This window comes from Vibrio sp. DNB22_10_4, from assembly GCF_052879755.1.
In genome coordinates this window covers 228,607-246,800 of sequence record NZ_JBNNXW010000001.1, presented here as the reverse complement: position 1 = coordinate 246,800, position 18,194 = coordinate 228,607, and the positions used below count along the sequence as shown (strand labels likewise).

Below are 18,194 nucleotides of genomic sequence, written 5' to 3'. Positions count from 1 at the left end.
CATTTGAGACTCAGCGAAATAAAATGGATGCGCGCCCCAAACTCCTTACGTCAAGCAATGGGAGTCTAGGGCGCGCAACACGGACTCGATAATCCGGTTTACATCAAGCGATGCGCTTAGATTTTACCAACTAGGTCTAAAGATGGTGCTAGTGTTTCTTCGCCTTCTTTCCATTTTGCTGGGCAAACTTCACCTGGGTTAGCCGCTACGTATTGTGCTGCTTTCACTTTACGCATTAGGTCTTCTGCGTCACGGCCGATGCCTTCTGCAGTGATTTCCATTGCTTGGATAACACCTTCTGGGTCAACTAGGAATGTTGCACGGTCTGCTAGACCTTGACCTTCACGCATTACACCGAAGTTGTTTGTGATAGTGCCTGTTTGGTCACCAAGCATGTAGTAATTGATTTTGCCGATTGTGTCAGAGCTGTCGTGCCACGCTTTGTGCGTGAAGTGCGTGTCTGTCGATACTGAGTAAACTTCTACGCCGCGCTCTTGAAGCTCTGCATAGTGGTCAGCAAGGTCGCCAAGCTCTGTTGGGCAAACGAATGTGAAATCAGCTGGGTAGAAGAAGAACACTGCCCATTTACCTTTCACGTCTTGTTCTGTGATTTCTACGAATTCGCCTTGTTTGAATGCAGTTGCTGAAAATGGCTTGATAGTCGTGTTGATCATAATTTTACTCTCTCAATATGGTCTTGTTATCTGGTGTGGCACTGTCCTGCGCCGATGGATACATATTGCAATGAGAGCGCGTTTTTGAAAATTCGTCTGTGCCTATCTATTCGATTGGTATTTTCTATCAATAGCGATTGGCTTTAGCTATCGATGTTGACAACATAAAAATTGGCAGTATCATTTCGACTTTATTGGAAATGTAGTTAACCTTAGTTTTTATTTTCGACTGGCGTCATCAACCAAGCCCATCATCCACGAAGATGAAAAGCGTCAACCACTGCCAGGTTATAGGTACGAATAATGAACACCCCAACACTTGCTATCCAAGATGCCATCAACTGGATGATGACCCACAATGTCATGTTAAAAGCGACGCCAGGAAGCAGTAAACACGCCGCCGTAAGCCTCACGCCTGCAACGATTTCCGAAGCCCGATTCAATGCACTTCGTAAATCAGCGCCTATTTTTGGTCAATTGATCAACGCGGTGGCTGAAAATCATCAGTTTCTTCAAGAAGCGATTGAGCCCGTTGCCCAAGGCGACGCGTTTTTCAGTGAGCTACTTGCGATGCACAAAGCGATTCACCACAAAGGTAATGCCAAACGTACGCCGCTGCTCATGATGCGCACAGATTTTATGGACGACCAAGAGCTGGGACCACAACTTATTGAGTTTAATGGGATTGCAGCAGGTATGGGGCCGTTTGGGCAGCGTACTCATGAACTTCATCGTTATCTGCAAAAGCAAGATCCAAATGCGTTTAGCAACTGGAACGAAAACCCAGATGCACGGCTTATCGATAACTTGGCGCTCACCCGTTTAGCGGAGGGGGTTGCTCATGCGGCGCAGAGCATTAAAGTTCAAACTGAAGAGCAAGACCGCGCTAAATTTTTAATGGTGGTTCAAGAAAATGAAGACAACATTTTCGATCAGTTCTTACTCGAACAGCACTTGCGTGCAATGGGCATTGAAACCTATCGACGCACCTTCAAGCAACTGCATAGCTCATTGACCACTGGAGAAAATGATCGACTAGTACTCGATGGTGTTGGTGGTATCGACGTAGTGTATCTACGAGCGGGCTATCAATATTGCGATTACGCTGCACACGATCTCGATAGCAAAAAATGTTGTGACACCTTAATGAACACGCGTATTTTCATTGAGCAACATAAGGTTGCCGTCAATGCCACAGTGAGCCAACAACTCGCTACAAGTAAGCGAGTGCAAGCGCTGCTGACGTCGATGACTGCCGAGCAACTGACACGTTTCGATCTGACCTTGCAGCAAGCAGAGCGCATAAAAAGACTTCTTGGTAACATGAGACTGGTGAACGAGAACAGCGCCGAGTTTATTCGCACTGAAGGTGTCGACAACTGGGTGCTTAAAAACCAAGGAGAAGGCGGCGGACACTGTATTTTTGGCGAGGACATTCCTCAAAAGCTGCAACAATTGACCCCAGAACAATATGAGACTTGGGCGCTGATGCGACGAGTTCGCCCAGCACCAAGGAAAACGCCTGCTCTCGTGGTAAGAGAGGGTGTAGCAGATACCGTCGATGACCTCATTAGTGAACTCGGCCTTTTCACAGTTCACTTAAATGGCAAGTCGGTGACTGCAGAGGGTGGATATGCTGGCTATTTGGTGCGAAGTAAAGCATCGACGACCACCGAAGGCGGCGTACATAGCGGATTAGGTGTCCTCGACTCTCTTGCGTACGAGGCTCATTGAGCGCGCTTAAAACAGCACACTCCCGAATTATCCTGCACAACCTGACACTCACTAATCAACCTTTGTTTTAATTCAATACGAGCGCGGCGAAGCCGCGCTTTCGTTGCTGGTAGAGTCAAGCCTTGTGCTTTCGCATATTCAGCTTGCGTCACCCCGTTTAAATCGCAAACTTCAATGATATGTCGATCGCTATCAGACATGTTAGGCAAGATACGCGGTAAGCAGGTTTGCAACTGAGTCATGACGGGTGTCACTGATTCTGGAGCCTGGAGGTCATCCATCGACTCAAGCTCAATCTTCTTTCTTAAAAGATCTATCAGGTGGTTTTTCGTCACTTTAAAAATCCAAGCTTTGCCATCAGTTAGAGAACAAAATCGTTCGCTATGACTCATCGCTTTAAGAAACACTTCCTGCATAATATCTTCAGTTTCATGCTGGCTTTTGGTTTGTTTCAGCAGCCAAGCGTATAACATCGCTTCCGTGTTATCCCAAGCCGTCATTAAGCACTTCATTATCTCAACCTTTCTCAATCAATCACGCTACTTGGCAATACAAATAGCGCAGAACTGTCTATACCGTTATGACTCCAACATGGCTTGGATTTGTTCCACAGTTGGCACTGATCCTGTGTGGCGAACGATACCTTCAACTCCCACTCCAGGCGTGCTCATCACTCCCGCTTTCATAATCGCCTCTAGACTCGTCACTTTCTCTACCTCCACGTCTTGCCCAAGAGATCGTGCGACATCGGCAATGCGTTGAGCGGTCACCTGGCAGTTGTGGCAACCTGAACCATATACTTGAATTGTTTTCATAGTTTAACTCCAATTAATCACATTAGTAATAAGCATTAAATACCCACCCCACGATGGAAATCGCAATAAGCAAATAGCCAACAATTAACGCCAGAAAGCGATACTGCATGACTTGTTTTAGCATCATAAATTCAGGCAGACTCACAGCCACCGCCCCCATACAGAATGCTAAGGTCGTCCCTAAAGGCATCCCTTTTTCAATCAAAGAAGCCATAATTGGCACGACCCCAGAAGCGTTGGTGTAAATAGGTATGGCACTCAACGTCGCGAGCGGTACTGTCCACCACTGGCCATCCGACAAGTTCTGTTCAAACCACTCAGCGGGTACAAAACCATGAATAAAGGCACCAATCCCAACGCCGATAATCACCCATTTCCAAATGCGTTTGACGATAGTGCCCGTCTCATTGGCTGCAAACTGATGTCGCTGCTGAAAGGTCATCTTAGGCGTACTTTGAGCTGCGTAATTGGACTCAATTGATGGACTCTCTTGAAGGTAAACCTTTGAGAGAAAGGGTTGCAGCCAGCGGTGTGCTTTTAGGGCGTCCACCAGAATGCCAGCGAGAATGCCTAGAGAGAGTCCACTCACGACATAAAGCACCGTGAACTTAATACCAAGAATGCTGCCAAGCATGATGACGACCACTTCATTGATAAGCGGTGAGGTAATCAGAAAAGCGATAGTGATACCAATAGGGATGCGAGCAGACACAAACCCCATAAACAATGGAATTGAGCTACATGAGCAAAAAGGTGTTACTGCACCAAACATCGCCCCTAAGCCATACCCCACTCCTCTATGTTTACCTCGAAGGTAATCTCTGACTTTTTCTGTACTTAGCGCAGCCCGTATCAGAGAGATAACGTAAATCAGCACAACAAGAAGCACCAAAATCTTACTGGTGTCTTCAATGAAAAAATGAACGCCAATGCCCACCGACGTCGATGGAGAAAGTCCAAGTAATGAATAGGCAAGCCAGTCTGCTAACCAAGTAAAAACATCCAACATTATGTGATCCTATAGATAAGTCTCTATAGACATCACGTATGAGGTGCAAAAAGGATGCTTTTTTAATTCAAAAAAACTCGTCGCGACCTAAAACACATCGATAAGCTGCACTCTAATTCGATAAGCGCCACAAAAAATGAAAGACTTTTTGCTCTAACTCGGTCTGATTAGGCCTATTAACGACAAATTCGTCGCTTGCAAACACGCGGCACCATCAGGGGAAGAGTATGTTAATCAAGAAGAATCATCGCTGGGCATTATCTGAGAACGACGCGACGCCAGAGTCGGTTTACAAAGAGCGACGAGAGATCTTAAAAAAGCTTGGGATTGCTGTGGTTGGAATGCCACTAGCTGCCAATGCTCAAGCTGGGATATTTGATATTTTCTCCTCTAAAGAGACGACAGCGACAACCGACCCTAGGGTAAATCTTGATGTCACCAAACCCGAGCAATATCAAGCTAGCCTTTCACTCACTCCAGAAAGTAAAATACTAAAATACAATAACTTTTACGAGTTTGGTACTGACAAAGGCGACCCTGCTAACAACTCTTCTGAGTTTATCACTGACCCATGGACAGTTGAGATCGACGGCTTGGTTAACAATCCAATCAAGCTCGACTACGATGACATTTTTAACAAGTTTACGCTTGAGGAGCGCATCTACAGACTGCGCTGTGTAGAAGCTTGGTCGATGAATATCCCTTGGATTGGTTTTCCGCTTGCCGACCTGATTAAAATGGCAGACCCTCAAAGCGGAGCGAAATACGTGGCATTCGAAACGCTCTACGATCCAAAACAGTTTCCAGCACAGCGCTCGTGGAGCAGTATTGATTACCCTTATGTTGAGGGGCTAAGACTCGATGAAGCGATGAACCCACTCGCGCTCATCTCAGTTGGGCTTTATGGCAAAACGCTTGCGCCACAAAACGGCGCACCACTAAGGCTTGTCGTGCCATGGAAGTACGGCTTTAAAAGCATTAAGTCGATTGTTCGTATTCGCCTTACTGACAAAGAGCCGCCAACAACCTGGAATCGTTCTGCACCAAGTGAGTATGGCTTCTATGCCAACGTCAACCCACAAGTCGATCACCCAAGATGGAGCCAAGCGAGCGAGCGCTTTATTGGTGAAGGAAGCCTACTGAGCAGTCGCAGGCAGCCTACCTTGATGTTTAATGGTTATGAAGAAGAGGTCGCGCACCTATATAAAGATATGGACTTAAGGAAGTTCTATTAATGAAGCTCTCTCCTAAGTCCATAGTCGCGCTAAAGGTACTCATTCATACCGTGTCACTTGGCTTTTTTGCTCTACTAGTCATAGCCATCAACAATGACAGCTTGGGTGGCGACCCAGTGCAGAGCATTATTCATTTCACTGGCATCAGTGCGCTTAATACTCTGTTCGTAACCCTTCTCGTCTCACCGTTAGCACGATGGAGCAAACAAGGTCTATTAGTACGAGTGAGACGGCTACTCGGCCTTTACTGTTTCTTTTGGGCTGTATTGCACCTCATCGCCTTTTCGACGCTAGATCTTGGGCTAGACTGGAGCCTACTCGCCTCAGAAATAGTAAAACGACCGTACCTCACTGTCGGTGCTGCTGTTTGGGTTATTTTGCTACTGCTATCGGTTACATCAACCCAAGCCATGATGCGCAAGCTCGGTTCAAAGTGGCAAAAGCTGCACAACTGGGTTTATTTGGCGGCGATACTAGCGCCTATCCACTTTTATTGGTCAGTTAAATCAGAGGTGGCGGAGCCAATCGTCTACATGCTCATCGCTGTATTACTCTTAGCGGCGCGGTGGAAAGTGCTCAAAAAGCGCCTCGGGGTCAAGGCTTGACCATATCCTTTTCGGAAGGTTTTGAACAAAAACGATGACCGTTTGGCTAAAGTGTGCGATCGAGCCATTTGAATTCTGTATTTGTTGATTAGCCAGGAGTTTTTTGTGAATCAAATGTTTTAACATTGCGTTGTCCGCAGTCGTTTTAACACTGACACAGATGGTGATAGAAAATGGAATTAATAAGTACAAGCTGTACGCCTCGCCAAGCACACATCAATGCCGCTCTCGGCTCTCTCGTCGTGGTCGCAGTCGCAATCTTCTTTATGGATATAATGGGTGGCACCCCATCAATACTCTTTGCTATTGTCGCGTCAGTCGCTTGCATCGCGAATCTGCGTCATTTGTTTGTTCAGCCCAAAGTAGGTATTGAAGAAGCTAAAGTGATCACTGAATCCGTTGAAAGCCCCCCTGCCGCTGAGCAACAAAAGCCACCACGCAGGCCACCAAATCTATATTTGGTTAAGTAGCAACTTATAAAAAGGTTCAAACACTGCGTTTGAACCTCTGATGTTATATTTAATGGCGCTTGAAGGTGAAGACCTTCCTCTTATTCAAAGTGGATAACACCCTTTAGTAACTCTTTGTTGTCGACAACGGAATTCTGATAATCCAAACCCACGGTAGCAAAGTCGAAGCGATGTGTGAGCATCATGTTGGCCGTCAATTTACCCTGCTCCATCAACTGCTGCACTTTGCTAAAGTCTTCCATGGTCGCATTGCGACTGCCCATTAGCGTGGTTTCTTTTTTGTGGAAATCAGGGTCGCTGATCTCTAGATTGCCTTTAAACAAACCAACGAAAACAATCTTGCCACCATGACGAATATGATTCACCGCGCCGTTCATCGCGTGTGGGTTACCTGTCGCATCAATCACTACTTGAGCCAACGCACCGCTAAATTGCGCTTTAAGCTGCTCATGGAAATCTGCATCCATTGGGTTAAGCGTTGCTAGCTTGAGTTCACTTTCTACGTGAGCACGACGCTCTGCTTGCGTATCTGCCACGACAACACGTGCACCATCTGCTGCAGCGATAGCAGCTGCGCCAAGACCAATTGGGCCTGCACCGACCACCAAGACAGCATCGTCTGCCGATAGCGCAGCACGTCTCACTGCATGAGCACTGATTGCAAACGGCTCAATCAAGGCTGCAGTTTCATTGTCAACGCCGTTAACCTTGAGCACGTTCGATTGAGGAACCGAAAGGTACTCACAGAAGCCGCCATCTTGATGCACACCAATCACAGAAATGTTTTCACAGCAGTTGGTTTTGCCGCTCAGGCACGATGGGCACTCAAAACAAGCCACATAAGGGATTAACGCGACTTTATCGCCAATTTGGAAATCGCCTGAGACGCTCGCGCCCATTTCAGTCACTTCACCACAAAGCTCGTGGCCCAAAACGCGCGGGTAGCTGAAGAAAGGCTGGTTACCAGTAAATGCGTGAATATCCGTGCCGCAAATTCCCACTGCAGCCACCTTAACCAATAGCTCGTTCGGAAGCACAGTTGGCATCGCTTTTTCGGTATAGCGCATTTGATGAGGCTGTTCACATACTAGTGTTTTCATTGTCTTGTCTCTTACGTATTTGGAATAGCTCAATTGTATTTAAACGGTTTTTTATTGGTTTTTTTTCACTAAAATATGGGCTTTCTATCAATTTTGATGGGTTTTTAATGGTATTTTATTGCAATCAAAGCAACGACTAGGACGTCAATCATGGCGCGCAATAAGAATCTTCGCGAAACCACCACCAACCAGTTACTCGATGCAATCAAGCTTGGCCACATCGACTCACCGTTACCGTCACAAGCAGCGCTGGCGGATCTGTTTAGCGTCAGCCGAACCACGATTCGGCACGTAATGAATGACTTGTGTGATAAAGGCGTGCTTGAGCAAGAGGACGCTGAATGGACAATTAAACGCTCACCTTCTGAGCAAGATGGCTACAACACCCCACTATCAGAGAACGAACTGCAGCGGGCACAGTTCGAGGTGTTTTTTAATAACGCCATCAAATCCAAGCAGATGATGCCAGGGCAGGAATTTACCGAGCTAGAGCTGTCAAAACAGTCCAAATGCTCGACCACTGTGGTACGTGAACACCTCATTCGCTTCTCGCGCTTTAGTCTGATTGAGAACATCCACCGCGGCCGCTGGCGCATGGTTCAGTTTGAAAAAGGTTATGCCGCGAGCTTATTTGAGCTGCGCGAGATGTTGGAGTGCCATGCCTTAAGCCGCTTTATGAACTTGCCATTGAGTGATGAGCGATGGCAAAAGGCGCAATATTTACTGCATGAGCATAGAGAGCTTCGCGACACTATGGTCAGTGAATTTCGCGCGTTTTCCGAGCTCGACCAGAAGTTTCACTCGCTGCTGCTTTCAGCGTCCAACAATCCATTCATGGATCAGTTCTATGACATCATCTCGATGATATTTCACTACCATTATCAATGGGATAATACTGACCTACGCAAACGCAACATGGTAGCGATTGAAGAGCACATGGCCATCTTAAGCAAGATGTTGAGCCGAGATGACATTGGGGCGATGGGCGAGCTAAGACGGCACCTTCAAACCGCCAAGCGAACGATGGAAAACAGTCTAATAATGGAAAAGCCAGCGTAATGCTGGCTTAATTATTTCGTCGTCTTGATTACGAGCCAAACACCATATTTGGCAGACCAATCGAAATCATCGGGATGTAAGTAATCATCAGTAGCGCTACAAGCAACAAGATCCAGAATGGCATCACTTCCTTCACAAAGTCTTCTATCGACACCTTAGTAATCGAACAGGTCGTGAACATCACTGTACCGAGCGGTGGCGTGATGGTGCCGATCGCACTGTTGAAGATAAAGATGATACCGAAGTGCACAGGATCAATGCCGTAAGACGCCGCCACAGGCGCTAGCAGTGGAGCCAATACGATCATTACTGCGTTGCCTTCTAGGAACATACCAATGATCAGCAAGAACAAGTTCACCAAGAGTAAGAAGGTAAACGGACTTTCAACCGCACCAGTCAACCATGTCGCCAGCTCCTGCGGTACGCGCTCCCAAGTCAGGAACTTAGAGAAACCCACCGCCACACAGATGATCAACAAGACGTTTGCAGAAGCGAGCACCGATTCTTTCGTCGCACTCCAAAGCAAAGACGTGTTCATCTGCTTATAAACAAACATACCCAATACAAGCGCATAAAGCACCGCAGCTGCACCCGCTTCTGTTGGCGTAAACACACCAAAGCGAATACCACCGATGATGATGACAGGCAGCAAAAGTGCCAAGAACGCATCTTTCGCAGAGATAGCGATTTCCTTCGCAGAGGCGCGCTTTTCACGGATTGGCGCATAATTGCGTTTTTTGGAGATAACCGCAACCAGACCCATCATCATCGCACACAACATGACCCCAGGAACCACACCCGCTAGGAACAGCTTACCAATCGATACGTTGTTAACGTAACCGTAGATAATAAGGGCAATACCTGGCGGAATGATTGGCGTGATCAGTGATGATGCTGCCGTTACCGCAGAAGAGAACGACGCGCTGTAACCACGAGCCACCATTTGAGGCACGAGAAGTTTCGAGCTCATTGCCGCATCGGCAATGTTAGAACCTGAAAGGCCGCCCATCAAAGTACTCAGCACCACGTTAACTTGCGCTAGACCGCCATTCATGTGACCAGTCAGCACTTCGGAGAACTTTAATAGGCGCTGGCTGATACCAGAGTGGTTCATAAACACACCCGCCATGACAAAGAACGGGATCGCCAGTAGCGTAACCGATTCCAAACCACCCGCCAGACGCTGTACCAGCATCATCATCGGCAAATGATCATTAAGAAGGAAATAGGCCAACGTCGCTAGGAAAATACAGAACGCGACCGGAATACCCAATGTAAACAAAAACAGCAGGGCAGAAATTGGCAGAATGACTGACATGATTAGTCTTCCTTATTGCGAGGGGCAAAAAACGAATAAAGATGCTTAAGTTGGTGATAAAGCATGAACATGCCACTCACGGGAACCGCTGCGTAGATATAGATGTAGGGAAGTTTTAGCGCTGGAGTAAATCTCACTTGAGAAAACGGCAGCAGTTTCCAGCCCCAATACACCATGAACATCAGTGCAAAAATCACCAATAGCGGTCTAATTAAGTTATCTAACACGTTCGCTGCCGACGCTGGGATTTTGTGAACCAGAAAATCGATTCTGACCACTTCATCTGTACGCATCAACGCGCTCGCACCCATAAAGGTCATCCAAACAAATAGGGCTAGACAGACTTCTTCAACCCAGGCACTTGGCGCGTTAAATACGTATCGTGTCACCACGCCATAGCTCATCAGTACGACGATTACGGCTAAGAATGAGGCTGCGACAACGGTGTCGAGCTGACTGATTCGGTCAAGTGTTGCCATGATTTTGTTTTTTGGCGACAGCTCGGTGTGATTGAGTGAAACTTGAGTTTCCATGATGTGCTCCAAAAGCTGAAATAAGGGGGCTCAACAAAGAGCCCCACATTGGTTACAGCTGTTCTAACTTGTCTTGAACGTCTTGATATAGATTTGGAGTCCACTCAGGGAACTCGCTTTGCACCACTTTACGTGCTGATTCTTCAAACGCTGTGATGTCCACTTCGTTGATCGTCACGCCTTCAGCTTTTAGCTGGTCAATCGCTTGCTGCTCGCTTTCTGCAATCAGTGTCGCGCCATAGCTCACCATATCGCGGCTGGTTTCAAGGATAATGCGTTTCTCTTCATCAGAGAGTGATTCCCAGAACATAGTACCGGCAACAAATGGCGACATATGCTTAGTGTGCGCCGTTAGGTTGAGGTTTTTCACCACTTCGTGGAACTTACCGCCATGCAATACGACCGCTGGGTTCTCCACCCCTTCAATCACGCCTTGAGAAAGACCTGGATAGACATCCGCTAGAGACATTGGCGTTGGAACGCCGCCCATCGCTTTCACCGTTGCAACAAACAAGCGAGAGTGCTGTACGCGAACTTTCACACCATCTAAATCAGCCGGTGTTTTCACCGAACCTTTAGAAAGCAGATGACGCGTACCGTACACCACATCTGGCACTACGATTTTCAGCCCTTTTTCAGCCAAGTCATCGTTCAAACCTTCGAACCACTCGGTGTGAAGCAGTTTGGATTTTTTCTCGAACGATTGAGAAAGGTAAGGGGCATTGATGATGCCAAGATCTGGCACCGTATCCATTAGGTAGCCGTAAGAGCTGATGGTAATGATGTTGGCACCAAATTTCGCTTGCTCCATCACCTCTGTTTCGCTGCCCAATTGGCTTGATGGAAACAGACGGAATTGGATTTCACCGTTTGATTTCTCTTTTACTTGGTCAGCCCAGTAGTGCATCGCTTTGTCGATAGGCTCACCCGGTTGGTTACCGTAAGCGATCATCACTTCCGTCGCTGCGTTGGCGCCAAACGCCATCGCTAGGGTGATACCGACAGCACAAGAGAGTTTTTTCACAGTGGTTTGTAGGGTAGTCATTGCTTTTGTTCCTTTTTATATTTTTGCTTTTAGTGGCCGGCTGTTTACTTCGAAAGCTGCTGAATCGCGGCTCTCATACCGAGCGTTTGGATGTTGCTTACATAACCTGTCACCATAGCCTCAAGGTTTGGTAACTCAGTTAGGTCGCATCCCCAATGCTGACTCATCGACAAGAATGCCTTCACATTGCTCGCCTGCGTTTCAGGGTGAGCACGCCATGCGGTGAAAGGGTCTAGAAGATGTTGGTCATCACTGAGTGGAATCTCTTCATCACCACGCTTACCAAGATAGAAGCAGTACAGCGCCGCTAAACTAAAGCTAAGGTGCTTAGGTGCCATGCCTTCTTGCTCAGTGAACGTTAGAAGCTGTGGTAATAAGCGCGTTTTGAACTTTGTCATTGAGTTCAGCGCGATAGAAAGTAGGTAATGTTTGATGTATGGGTTTTTAAAACGGTCGATAACGCTGTCTTTAAACGCAAGCAGCTCATCTTTATCCATATCCAGAGATGGAATCACTTCGTCTTCAAGCAAGCGATTTAGGAATGGATAGACGTCGTTATCATTGATGGCTTCGCTAACGGTATCAATACCGCATAGATAGGCAACCGGCACCATTGCGGTGTGTGCACCATTAAGAATGCCAACCTTACGTTGTTTGTAAGGGGTAATGTCTTCAACGACCTTTATGTTGAGATCGAGTTGGTCTAGCTTGAGTTTACTCTCAAGCCATTTCGGACCTTGGATAACGAACAAGTAGAAATACTCTGCAGCAACGACAAAATTGTCTTGATAGCCCAATGCCGTTTCAAGTTCGCTGAGTTCGTCTTTTGGGTTACCGGTGACTATTCTATCAACTAACGTGGAACAAAATGTGTTGGCCGTCATAATCCAGTCACAAAATGTTTCGCCAAGTTGCCATTCGTTAGCGTATTTCAGCACAATCTCCTTTAGCGCATCGCCATTGGCATCAATCAGCTCACAAGGCAGGAAGATAAGTCCCATGTCTTGCGCGCCATTGAAGAACTCAAAACGTCTAAACAAAAACTGCGTCACTTTTGCAGGGAAGCTAACGGGAGGAAACGCATCAAATCTATCTTGATCGTTGTAAACGATACCTGCTTCCGTGGTATTCGAGACCACCCACTCAAGCTCTGGGTTTTCAGCAATCTTGAGGACTTCTTCATACTCACCGTACGCCATCACTTCGCGATTAACAGAAGTGATCACACGAGGCTCGGCAACACTTTCACCTTGTTCGTTGATGCCTCGGATAAGCGCAGTGTAGACGCCTCCTTGGGTATCCAGTTTTGGGTGGCCAGCATCAATTGGTCTAACTACGGTAATACCCGCATTAAAGTCAGTGTGTTCATTAAGTAAGTCAAATTGCCAATCTACAAAAGCGCGTAGAAAATTGCCTTCGCCAAACTGAACCACTTTTTCAGGTCTGATGGCGTGGATGGATGGATCTCTTGTGAGTAGTGTCATTCTTAATCCCTAAACGATAGGTAATAAACGATAGGTAAACGCTGTTGTCGGACAGGTGTTATCGATTGTGGGATTGAGTGTAAGCCGGGCTTTTCACTAACACGCGACAAATTAATCGCAAACGTGTAAGTGATCATCGTTATCTGTTTTTTATCTGTTTTTTATTTGCTATTTCATTTCAAACACCCGTTCATTAAGACAACACATTCTCTATATCAGGTCTGATGACTGCTTATTTTATATATCGTTGGGGGAGGCGCTGTTTTTAATTGATTAAAATACAACTCTAGCGTTAGAATGTTTGCGTCGGACGGGAATCACATGACTGGGATACCCATGAAAGCTTTTATCAAAATTCACTCAACAGACAATGTTATTGTTTGCTTACAAGCACTAACGAGCAATCTCACGTTAGATGTCGACACAACCGAACTCACGTTGAAGCAAGACATGGATCGCGGCAGTAAGGTTGCCCTGAGCGATCTGAATACTGGCGATGCCATCTACAAATACGGCAGCATCATAGGTACAGCGACTCAGCCTATTAAGCGTGGCGAGTGGGTACATACTCACAACATGAAGACCACGCTATCTGACACCAATGACTACCAATACACCCCGAACTTCGTTCGTCCGCGCCGCTATGAGCAAGCCATGCCAACGTTTAAAGGCTACGAAAGAGCCAATGGTGATGTGGCGATCCGCAATGAAATCTGGGTCATTCCTACCGTTGGCTGCGTCAATGGTATTGCTCAGCAAGCGATTGACCGCTTTAAGCAAAAGCACCCAGCTGTTGATTGCGATGGCCTTTTTTTATTTCCGCATAACTATGGCTGCTCGCAGCTTGGCGACGACCATGAAAACACTCGCCAAATCCTCGCCAATATGGTTCGTCACCCAAATGCGGGCGGAGCGTTGGTCATTGGCCTCGGTTGCGAAAACAACCAAATAGCCCCTTTCAAAGAGCTCGTCGGTGACGTCGGCGATAACCGTGTCCGATACATGATCGCCCAAAATGAGCAAGATGAAGTCGCCGTCGCCCTTGAGCACCTAGAGGCGATTTACAACACGGTTTGCCAAGACCAACGCGTTGATATTCCATTAGGCAAACTCAAAGTTGGCCTTGAATGTGGTGGCTCCGATGGCTTATCTGGCATCACAGCCAACCCAATGCTGGGCGAATTTTCAGACTTTCTCATCCACTTTGGCGGCACCTCTGTACTCACCGAAGTACCAGAGATGTTTGGCGCAGAGCACATCTTGTTTGAGCGCTGTATTGATAAACAAACCTTTGATAAAGCTGTCGAGATGGTCAATGGATTCAAGCAGTACTTTATCGACCACAATCAGCCAATCTACGAGAACCCATCACCGGGCAACAAGAAAGGCGGCATTTCTACGCTGGAAGATAAATCCATGGGTTGTACTCAAAAAGCAGGCACCAGCCCAGTCATTGACGTACTTGAATATGGAGAAGTGTTGGCAAAACCTGGCCTTAACCTATTAAGTGCACCAGGCAACGATGCGGTGGCAACGTCTGCTTTGGCCGCCAGTGGCTGTCATATGGTGCTGTTCACCACAGGCCGTGGCACCCCGTATGGCGGTTTTGTTCCAACTATAAAGATCTCGACCAACTCAGAACTCGCTGCCAATAAGCCGCATTGGATAGACTTCAATGCGGGCAAGTTAGTGGAAGAAGTTTCAATGGAAACTTTGGTTGAGCAGTTTATCGATAAGGTGATTACGGTCGCGAGTGGTGAGCAAACCAATAATGAGCGCAATGGTATTCGTGAACTCGCGATATTTAAGTCTGGTGTGACTTTGTAGCGCCCAAAAAAAAGAAAAGCTCTACCAATTTGGTAGAGCTTTATTAGCTTTGTGGCGTTAAATAACCTTCTAATACATCACTCAGAGTTTTTATGTAATCGCTCAATCATGGATCTAACTTCTTCACTATTAAAGTCCTGGCGATGCAGTGTTTTCTCTATCGCTCGAGTCATAGAGGGGCTTCGAGACTGGGCTTTTACTATAAGCTGCTCTACACGCGGTACGGCTGATGCACTTTGTATGGTGCTCCATTCGATTAGTGCCACGCCCGCTTCATACTGCCCCATCATCGCTAGAGATTCCAACGAAGCGTCAACTAATGCAGGAGTAGACTCTTTACTGGCGATCACATCTTTAAGTTGCGGTACCAAACGCTCATTGCTTAAGTAAGACATACTAGATAGCGCCCACCCAACCTTACTATCCTGTTGTTCACTATTACTCCCACCAGCGACGGCAATTAAAAACTCTAGGTCACTTTCAGCGGCATTTTGAGCGATGCCACGAGCCAGATCTCCCAAATAAAGGCTATCATTGGGCAGCTTGGCAAAGCTGGCCTTCAACTGCTCCATATGACGTTCGCTCCTAGTTATGTATCGAAGTGATTGCTTAGCTGCGTAAATGGTATCAGAGCTGGGTTCGACAAGTGCTCCCAACGCTTCTAGCAAGACAGCGACCGATTCTGGTGTATTAATCGACGCTAACAAGCTGAGGAGGTATTCATGGGTGCGCTGTCCATCGTCTGGGAGCAACAACTTTGCCCTGATCTCATTGTAGACAGCAGTATTTGGTTTTCGCTTTAGTGCTTCTATTAAGCGCTTTTCGATATCGAAGCTTTGATTCCCCTCAGCGCGAGTGCCTAAAAGAATTTGCCAGAGCGACTCCGACGACCAAACCGTTTCCATTGTTGCATCTGATTCAACTGTCTCGATACTGTCGGGGCTTGCAGTGTTCAAAGGTTCAACGGTATCCAGCGTGGACAGGCTTTCGACCTCTTCTTTCGTCGGCTTATCGACTCTGCCGCCCCATGTACTCACCACGTAAACACAACCCAAAAACCCAGCGAGCAATATGGTACGTTTCACTGCTTGATTCATTTTGTATTGCTCCAACCAATTGCATCTGAAACTTCCATATAGGTGTCGAAGATATCTGTCACTTGCTTGGTTTCATCGATATGTACAATATTGAGACTGTTATTGTTCGACGAAAAATCAACGGTCTGACCGTATTGCTCTAGTATTAGGCTCAATTTTTGGCTTGCCAATGGCACGATGCCATCACCAGACAAGCTATCTCTAGTCTCACCATTTTCTACGTAGCGTAGTGTGCTTGGGTGGGGGTGATCGCCACCTAAAAAAGCTCCATAGTCATAGAGGTCATAAACACCCACAAAATCGACATCAGTATCTAAAATACCAAACCTTGTCCCACTGTATGTGAGCTCTGCCAGAGCTACTTCATCTAGAGATAAAACGTCATTGTTTAAGTTTGTCATTGAAGGAGCTTCAGGAGACAAAAAGTCAATACCTGGCGCTCTGAGGTCTAGTATCTTTCTCCCAAAATACCAGCGCTCTCCCGCCATCATTTTTATTACTTCCCAGTTGTCTTCGCATACCCCTCCATCGTTGTCGTGGACGCTTTGGGGAAGACAGTGGAGCTCCATGAACTTATAAAATCGACCAAGCGGTGAACCTTGATGCGGAGTGCCTGTTGTAATCAGCGCTTTTACATGTTCCTTGAACTTTGAATCAACACTTTGGACATACGCCCGCGCAGCCAAACCTCCACGACTATGACCAATGAGCACTACTTCAGTGTCAATTCCAAACTGATCAACTATTTGACCTATTGCCTCCTCGACCTCCTTGCCGAGCGAATTAAAGTGCGAATAGTCTCCATTGCATCCAATTGTTAATTCACAGGTTTTCCCATCTAAACCTGTAGGCCCCAAATTGCCATAGCGATCAAAGCCACCAAAATCTAAGCTAAAGCAAGACTCTTTGCGATCATTAAACTCGGGAAGAGTAGTGATTCTCTCTTGCCATGTCAGAGTTTGACACTTTCCCGCGTAGAAACTGTCGTCATCAATAATAGCTTCCCATGTTGAAGAGTCAGAAGCGAGACCATGCAGCCAAAGTGTCGCTTTCGCTATCTCTATAGTGTCCAGTTTTGCGGTGAGCTGATACTCTGCGTTATCCAAAGCCGAAAGCGCGATGAAATGCCGGCTCCCTGTTTGTAACCTCTGCAAACAGGTCTCCTCAACTGAATCACTCTGGTTTGAACGACAGTCGTATTCAAACTTAGTCGGTATCGCGGTTTGACTGACGTAGAGGTCAACATCTCCAGAAAGTTGCGACAAGCCAATATTAAGTAAAATATCTTCAGGTGTCTCAACCACAAAGTAGTGCCATTGCCCCGCTTCAATTGAGTCACTAAATGAGGATGAAAGCGTCAATGCTGTAGGGCTAAAGGATGTATGCCTATCAATATCATATGGGTTAGCATCATCTTCATTAGGCACACCATCTCCATCGATATCAGGGTCATCACTGTCAGCAACCTTGTCCCCATCGGTATCTCGTTCAAGCACATTGCTGGAATTGCGGACGATGTGAACAAACTGTTCCGGATCAGATTGAATATCGGAATAGTTTTGAAGCTCGCGGACGATATCTGTTGGATTCTCAATTTGTTTCGCTAGGTCACTTGGTGAACTCGGTAGCAACGACAAACGTACAAAATCCTCGGCGATTAATGTCATCCTCTCATTCTGACTGGCAATAAAGTCACCAAACAACGAATCGGCATCTATCTGCATTTGAGCCGCGAGTTGACTTCTCGCCTTATCGAGAGCGATACCTGTCTGAGTATTCAAGTACAGTAACGTAGTAAACGGTGTAACGACCGTCTGACCCGGAGGCGCTACCATTAAAAAGTCTTGTACCACATATTGCTGAAGGCCTTGATCAAAGGTCTCACCAGCGTGTGACTGTACGTACACTGGATAAAGTGAGGCATCAAGGCTGTCTGGCACTTGCAGCGTTGCAAGCCCCTTTGATTGTGTGAGTGCTGTGATTTCGCTTGCACCTGTATCTAGCCAAGCCGTAGCGCCGACTAAATATCCATCGATAGCCGTAATAGAATAGTCAGTGTAGACCTCTGGAATGGAAACTTTAGGTGCACCATTTTCCTCACCATCACCTCCTCCGCCTCCACATCCTACTACCCAAAGTAGAGAAAGTACTGGCACCCACTTGCTTTTATACATGGCTTGACTCCTTGT

17 protein-coding genes are annotated in these 18,194 nt (G+C 46.7%); 6 read left to right on the top strand and 11 right to left on the bottom strand.

Features of this window, described 5'->3' with window-relative positions:
- Window positions 1–116: 116 nt before the first annotated feature.
- Window positions 117–674: an alkyl hydroperoxide reductase subunit C gene (gene ahpC / locus ACVA6Q_RS00950; protein WP_353500001.1), complete on the bottom strand. Its 558-nt coding sequence runs from the start codon at window positions 672–674 to the stop codon at window positions 117–119.
- Window positions 675–977: 303 nt separating this feature from the next.
- On the opposite strand from ahpC, the gene ACVA6Q_RS00945 reads away from it, so the two are divergent.
- Window positions 978–2,408: a glutathione synthase gene (locus tag ACVA6Q_RS00945; RefSeq protein WP_446646152.1), complete on the top strand. Its 1,431-nt coding sequence runs from the start codon at window positions 978–980 to the stop codon at window positions 2,406–2,408.
- Here ACVA6Q_RS00945 and ACVA6Q_RS00940 read toward each other — a convergent pair.
- The 3 genes from ACVA6Q_RS00940 to ACVA6Q_RS00930 form a co-directional block, all read right to left on the bottom strand.
- Complete coding sequence (locus ACVA6Q_RS00940) at window positions 2,402–2,908, bottom strand: sigma-70 family RNA polymerase sigma factor (protein ID WP_446647151.1); 507 nt, start codon at window positions 2,906–2,908, stop codon at window positions 2,402–2,404. The genes ACVA6Q_RS00945 and ACVA6Q_RS00940 overlap by 7 nt on opposite strands.
- A gap of 78 nt (window positions 2,909–2,986) precedes the next feature.
- A complete protein-coding gene (locus tag ACVA6Q_RS00935; protein WP_446646151.1) occupies window positions 2,987–3,223 on the bottom strand; it encodes a thioredoxin family protein in 237 nt (78 codons plus the stop codon).
- 22 nt (window positions 3,224–3,245) lie between these two features.
- Window positions 3,246–4,232: a permease gene (locus ACVA6Q_RS00930; RefSeq protein WP_446646150.1), complete on the bottom strand. Its 987-nt coding sequence runs from the start codon at window positions 4,230–4,232 to the stop codon at window positions 3,246–3,248.
- A gap of 227 nt (window positions 4,233–4,459) precedes the next feature.
- Between ACVA6Q_RS00930 and msrP the strand changes: the two genes are divergently transcribed.
- The 3 genes from msrP to ACVA6Q_RS00915 all read left to right on the top strand — a co-directional run bounded on the left by msrP (window position 4,460) and on the right by ACVA6Q_RS00915 (window position 6,542).
- Window positions 4,460–5,467 (top strand): protein-methionine-sulfoxide reductase catalytic subunit MsrP, encoded by a 1,008-nt coding sequence (gene msrP / locus ACVA6Q_RS00925; RefSeq protein ID WP_446646149.1) that lies wholly within the window; start codon window positions 4,460–4,462, stop codon window positions 5,465–5,467.
- Window positions 5,467–6,072 carry a protein-methionine-sulfoxide reductase heme-binding subunit MsrQ gene (gene msrQ, locus ACVA6Q_RS00920; protein WP_446646148.1) on the top strand — a complete coding sequence of 202 codons (606 nt, stop codon included), beginning with the start codon at window positions 5,467–5,469 and terminating at the stop codon, window positions 6,070–6,072. Before msrP ends, msrQ begins: the two co-directional genes overlap by 1 nt.
- A 173-nt stretch (window positions 6,073–6,245) precedes the next feature.
- Entirely contained in the window at window positions 6,246–6,542 is a 297-nt protein-coding gene (locus tag ACVA6Q_RS00915; RefSeq protein WP_446646147.1) for a hypothetical protein, read from the top strand.
- An 80-nt stretch (window positions 6,543–6,622) separates the two neighbouring features.
- Here the strand turns inward: ACVA6Q_RS00915 and ACVA6Q_RS00910 are convergent, their stop codons facing one another.
- Window positions 6,623–7,642 carry a zinc-binding alcohol dehydrogenase family protein gene (locus ACVA6Q_RS00910; protein WP_446646146.1) on the bottom strand — a complete coding sequence of 340 codons (1,020 nt, stop codon included), beginning with the start codon at window positions 7,640–7,642 and terminating at the stop codon, window positions 6,623–6,625.
- Window positions 7,643–7,792: 150 nt separating this feature from the next.
- Here ACVA6Q_RS00910 and ACVA6Q_RS00905 point away from each other — a divergent pair, with 150 nt between their 5' ends.
- The gene (locus ACVA6Q_RS00905) at window positions 7,793–8,701 is read left to right on the top strand and encodes a GntR family transcriptional regulator (RefSeq protein ID WP_042500034.1); all 909 of its coding nucleotides are present in this window, start codon (window positions 7,793–7,795) and stop codon (window positions 8,699–8,701) included.
- Window positions 8,702–8,729: 28 nt separating this feature from the next.
- On the opposite strand, the gene ACVA6Q_RS00900 is transcribed toward ACVA6Q_RS00905, so the two are convergent.
- From ACVA6Q_RS00900 to ACVA6Q_RS00885, 4 genes are read right to left on the bottom strand one after another with little or no spacing between them, the layout of a single operon-like run.
- The gene (locus tag ACVA6Q_RS00900; RefSeq protein ID WP_446646145.1) at window positions 8,730–10,019 is read right to left on the bottom strand and encodes a TRAP transporter large permease; all 1,290 of its coding nucleotides are present in this window, start codon (window positions 10,017–10,019) and stop codon (window positions 8,730–8,732) included.
- Between the two features lie 2 nt (window positions 10,020–10,021).
- Window positions 10,022–10,552 (bottom strand): TRAP transporter small permease, encoded by a 531-nt coding sequence (locus ACVA6Q_RS00895; RefSeq protein ID WP_446646144.1) that lies wholly within the window; start codon window positions 10,550–10,552, stop codon window positions 10,022–10,024.
- Between the two features lie 52 nt (window positions 10,553–10,604).
- On the bottom strand, window positions 10,605–11,597 hold the full coding sequence (locus ACVA6Q_RS00890) for a C4-dicarboxylate TRAP transporter substrate-binding protein (RefSeq protein WP_446646143.1): 993 nt from the start codon (window positions 11,595–11,597) through the stop codon (window positions 10,605–10,607).
- Between the two features lie 44 nt (window positions 11,598–11,641).
- Entirely contained in the window at window positions 11,642–13,081 is a 1,440-nt protein-coding gene (locus ACVA6Q_RS00885; RefSeq protein ID WP_446646142.1) for a tagaturonate reductase, read from the bottom strand.
- 336 nt (window positions 13,082–13,417) lie between these two features.
- Here ACVA6Q_RS00885 and ACVA6Q_RS00880 point away from each other — a divergent pair, with 336 nt between their 5' ends.
- Window positions 13,418–14,908, top strand: a complete 1,491-nt coding sequence (locus tag ACVA6Q_RS00880) for a UxaA family hydrolase (RefSeq protein ID WP_446646141.1) — start codon at window positions 13,418–13,420, stop codon at window positions 14,906–14,908.
- A gap of 77 nt (window positions 14,909–14,985) precedes the next feature.
- Here the strand turns inward: ACVA6Q_RS00880 and ACVA6Q_RS00875 are convergent, their stop codons facing one another.
- Together ACVA6Q_RS00875 and ACVA6Q_RS00870 are read right to left on the bottom strand one after the other, a co-directional pair.
- Complete coding sequence (locus ACVA6Q_RS00875; RefSeq protein ID WP_446646140.1) at window positions 14,986–16,005, bottom strand: hypothetical protein; 1,020 nt, start codon at window positions 16,003–16,005, stop codon at window positions 14,986–14,988.
- A complete protein-coding gene (locus tag ACVA6Q_RS00870; protein WP_446646139.1) occupies window positions 16,002–18,179 on the bottom strand; it encodes an esterase/lipase family protein in 2,178 nt (725 codons plus the stop codon). The genes ACVA6Q_RS00875 and ACVA6Q_RS00870 overlap by 4 nt, the downstream gene beginning before the upstream one ends.
- Window positions 18,180–18,194 lie beyond the last annotated feature (15 nt).

Bases quoted from the DNA above. Each gene is read 5' to 3' on its own strand.
- ACVA6Q_RS00870 (WP_446646139.1), bottom strand. From the start codon at position 18,179: ATGTATAAAAGCAAGTGGGTGCCAGTACTTTCTCTACTTTGGGTAGTA.
- ACVA6Q_RS00910 (WP_446646146.1), bottom strand. From the start codon at position 7,642: ATGAAAACACTAGTATGTGAACAGCCTCATCAAATGCGCTATACCGAA.
- ACVA6Q_RS00915 (WP_446646147.1), top strand. From the start codon at position 6,246: ATGGAATTAATAAGTACAAGCTGTACGCCTCGCCAAGCACACATCAAT.
- ACVA6Q_RS00945 (WP_446646152.1), top strand. From the start codon at position 978: ATGAACACCCCAACACTTGCTATCCAAGATGCCATCAACTGGATGATG.
- ACVA6Q_RS00890 (WP_446646143.1), bottom strand. From the start codon at position 11,597: ATGACTACCCTACAAACCACTGTGAAAAAACTCTCTTGTGCTGTCGGT.
- ahpC (WP_353500001.1), bottom strand. From the start codon at position 674: ATGATCAACACGACTATCAAGCCATTTTCAGCAACTGCATTCAAACAA.
- ACVA6Q_RS00905 (WP_042500034.1), top strand. From the start codon at position 7,793: ATGGCGCGCAATAAGAATCTTCGCGAAACCACCACCAACCAGTTACTC.
- ACVA6Q_RS00930 (WP_446646150.1), bottom strand. From the start codon at position 4,232: ATGTTGGATGTTTTTACTTGGTTAGCAGACTGGCTTGCCTATTCATTA.
- ACVA6Q_RS00895 (WP_446646144.1), bottom strand. From the start codon at position 10,552: ATGGAAACTCAAGTTTCACTCAATCACACCGAGCTGTCGCCAAAAAAC.
- ACVA6Q_RS00900 (WP_446646145.1), bottom strand. From the start codon at position 10,019: ATGTCAGTCATTCTGCCAATTTCTGCCCTGCTGTTTTTGTTTACATTG.
- msrQ (WP_446646148.1), top strand. From the start codon at position 5,467: ATGAAGCTCTCTCCTAAGTCCATAGTCGCGCTAAAGGTACTCATTCAT.
- ACVA6Q_RS00940 (WP_446647151.1), bottom strand. From the start codon at position 2,908: ATGACGGCTTGGGATAACACGGAAGCGATGTTATACGCTTGGCTGCTG.
- ACVA6Q_RS00935 (WP_446646151.1), bottom strand. From the start codon at position 3,223: ATGAAAACAATTCAAGTATATGGTTCAGGTTGCCACAACTGCCAGGTG.
- ACVA6Q_RS00880 (WP_446646141.1), top strand. From the start codon at position 13,418: ATGAAAGCTTTTATCAAAATTCACTCAACAGACAATGTTATTGTTTGC.
- ACVA6Q_RS00875 (WP_446646140.1), bottom strand. From the start codon at position 16,005: ATGAATCAAGCAGTGAAACGTACCATATTGCTCGCTGGGTTTTTGGGT.
- msrP (WP_446646149.1), top strand. From the start codon at position 4,460: ATGTTAATCAAGAAGAATCATCGCTGGGCATTATCTGAGAACGACGCG.
- ACVA6Q_RS00885 (WP_446646142.1), bottom strand. From the start codon at position 13,081: ATGACACTACTCACAAGAGATCCATCCATCCACGCCATCAGACCTGAA.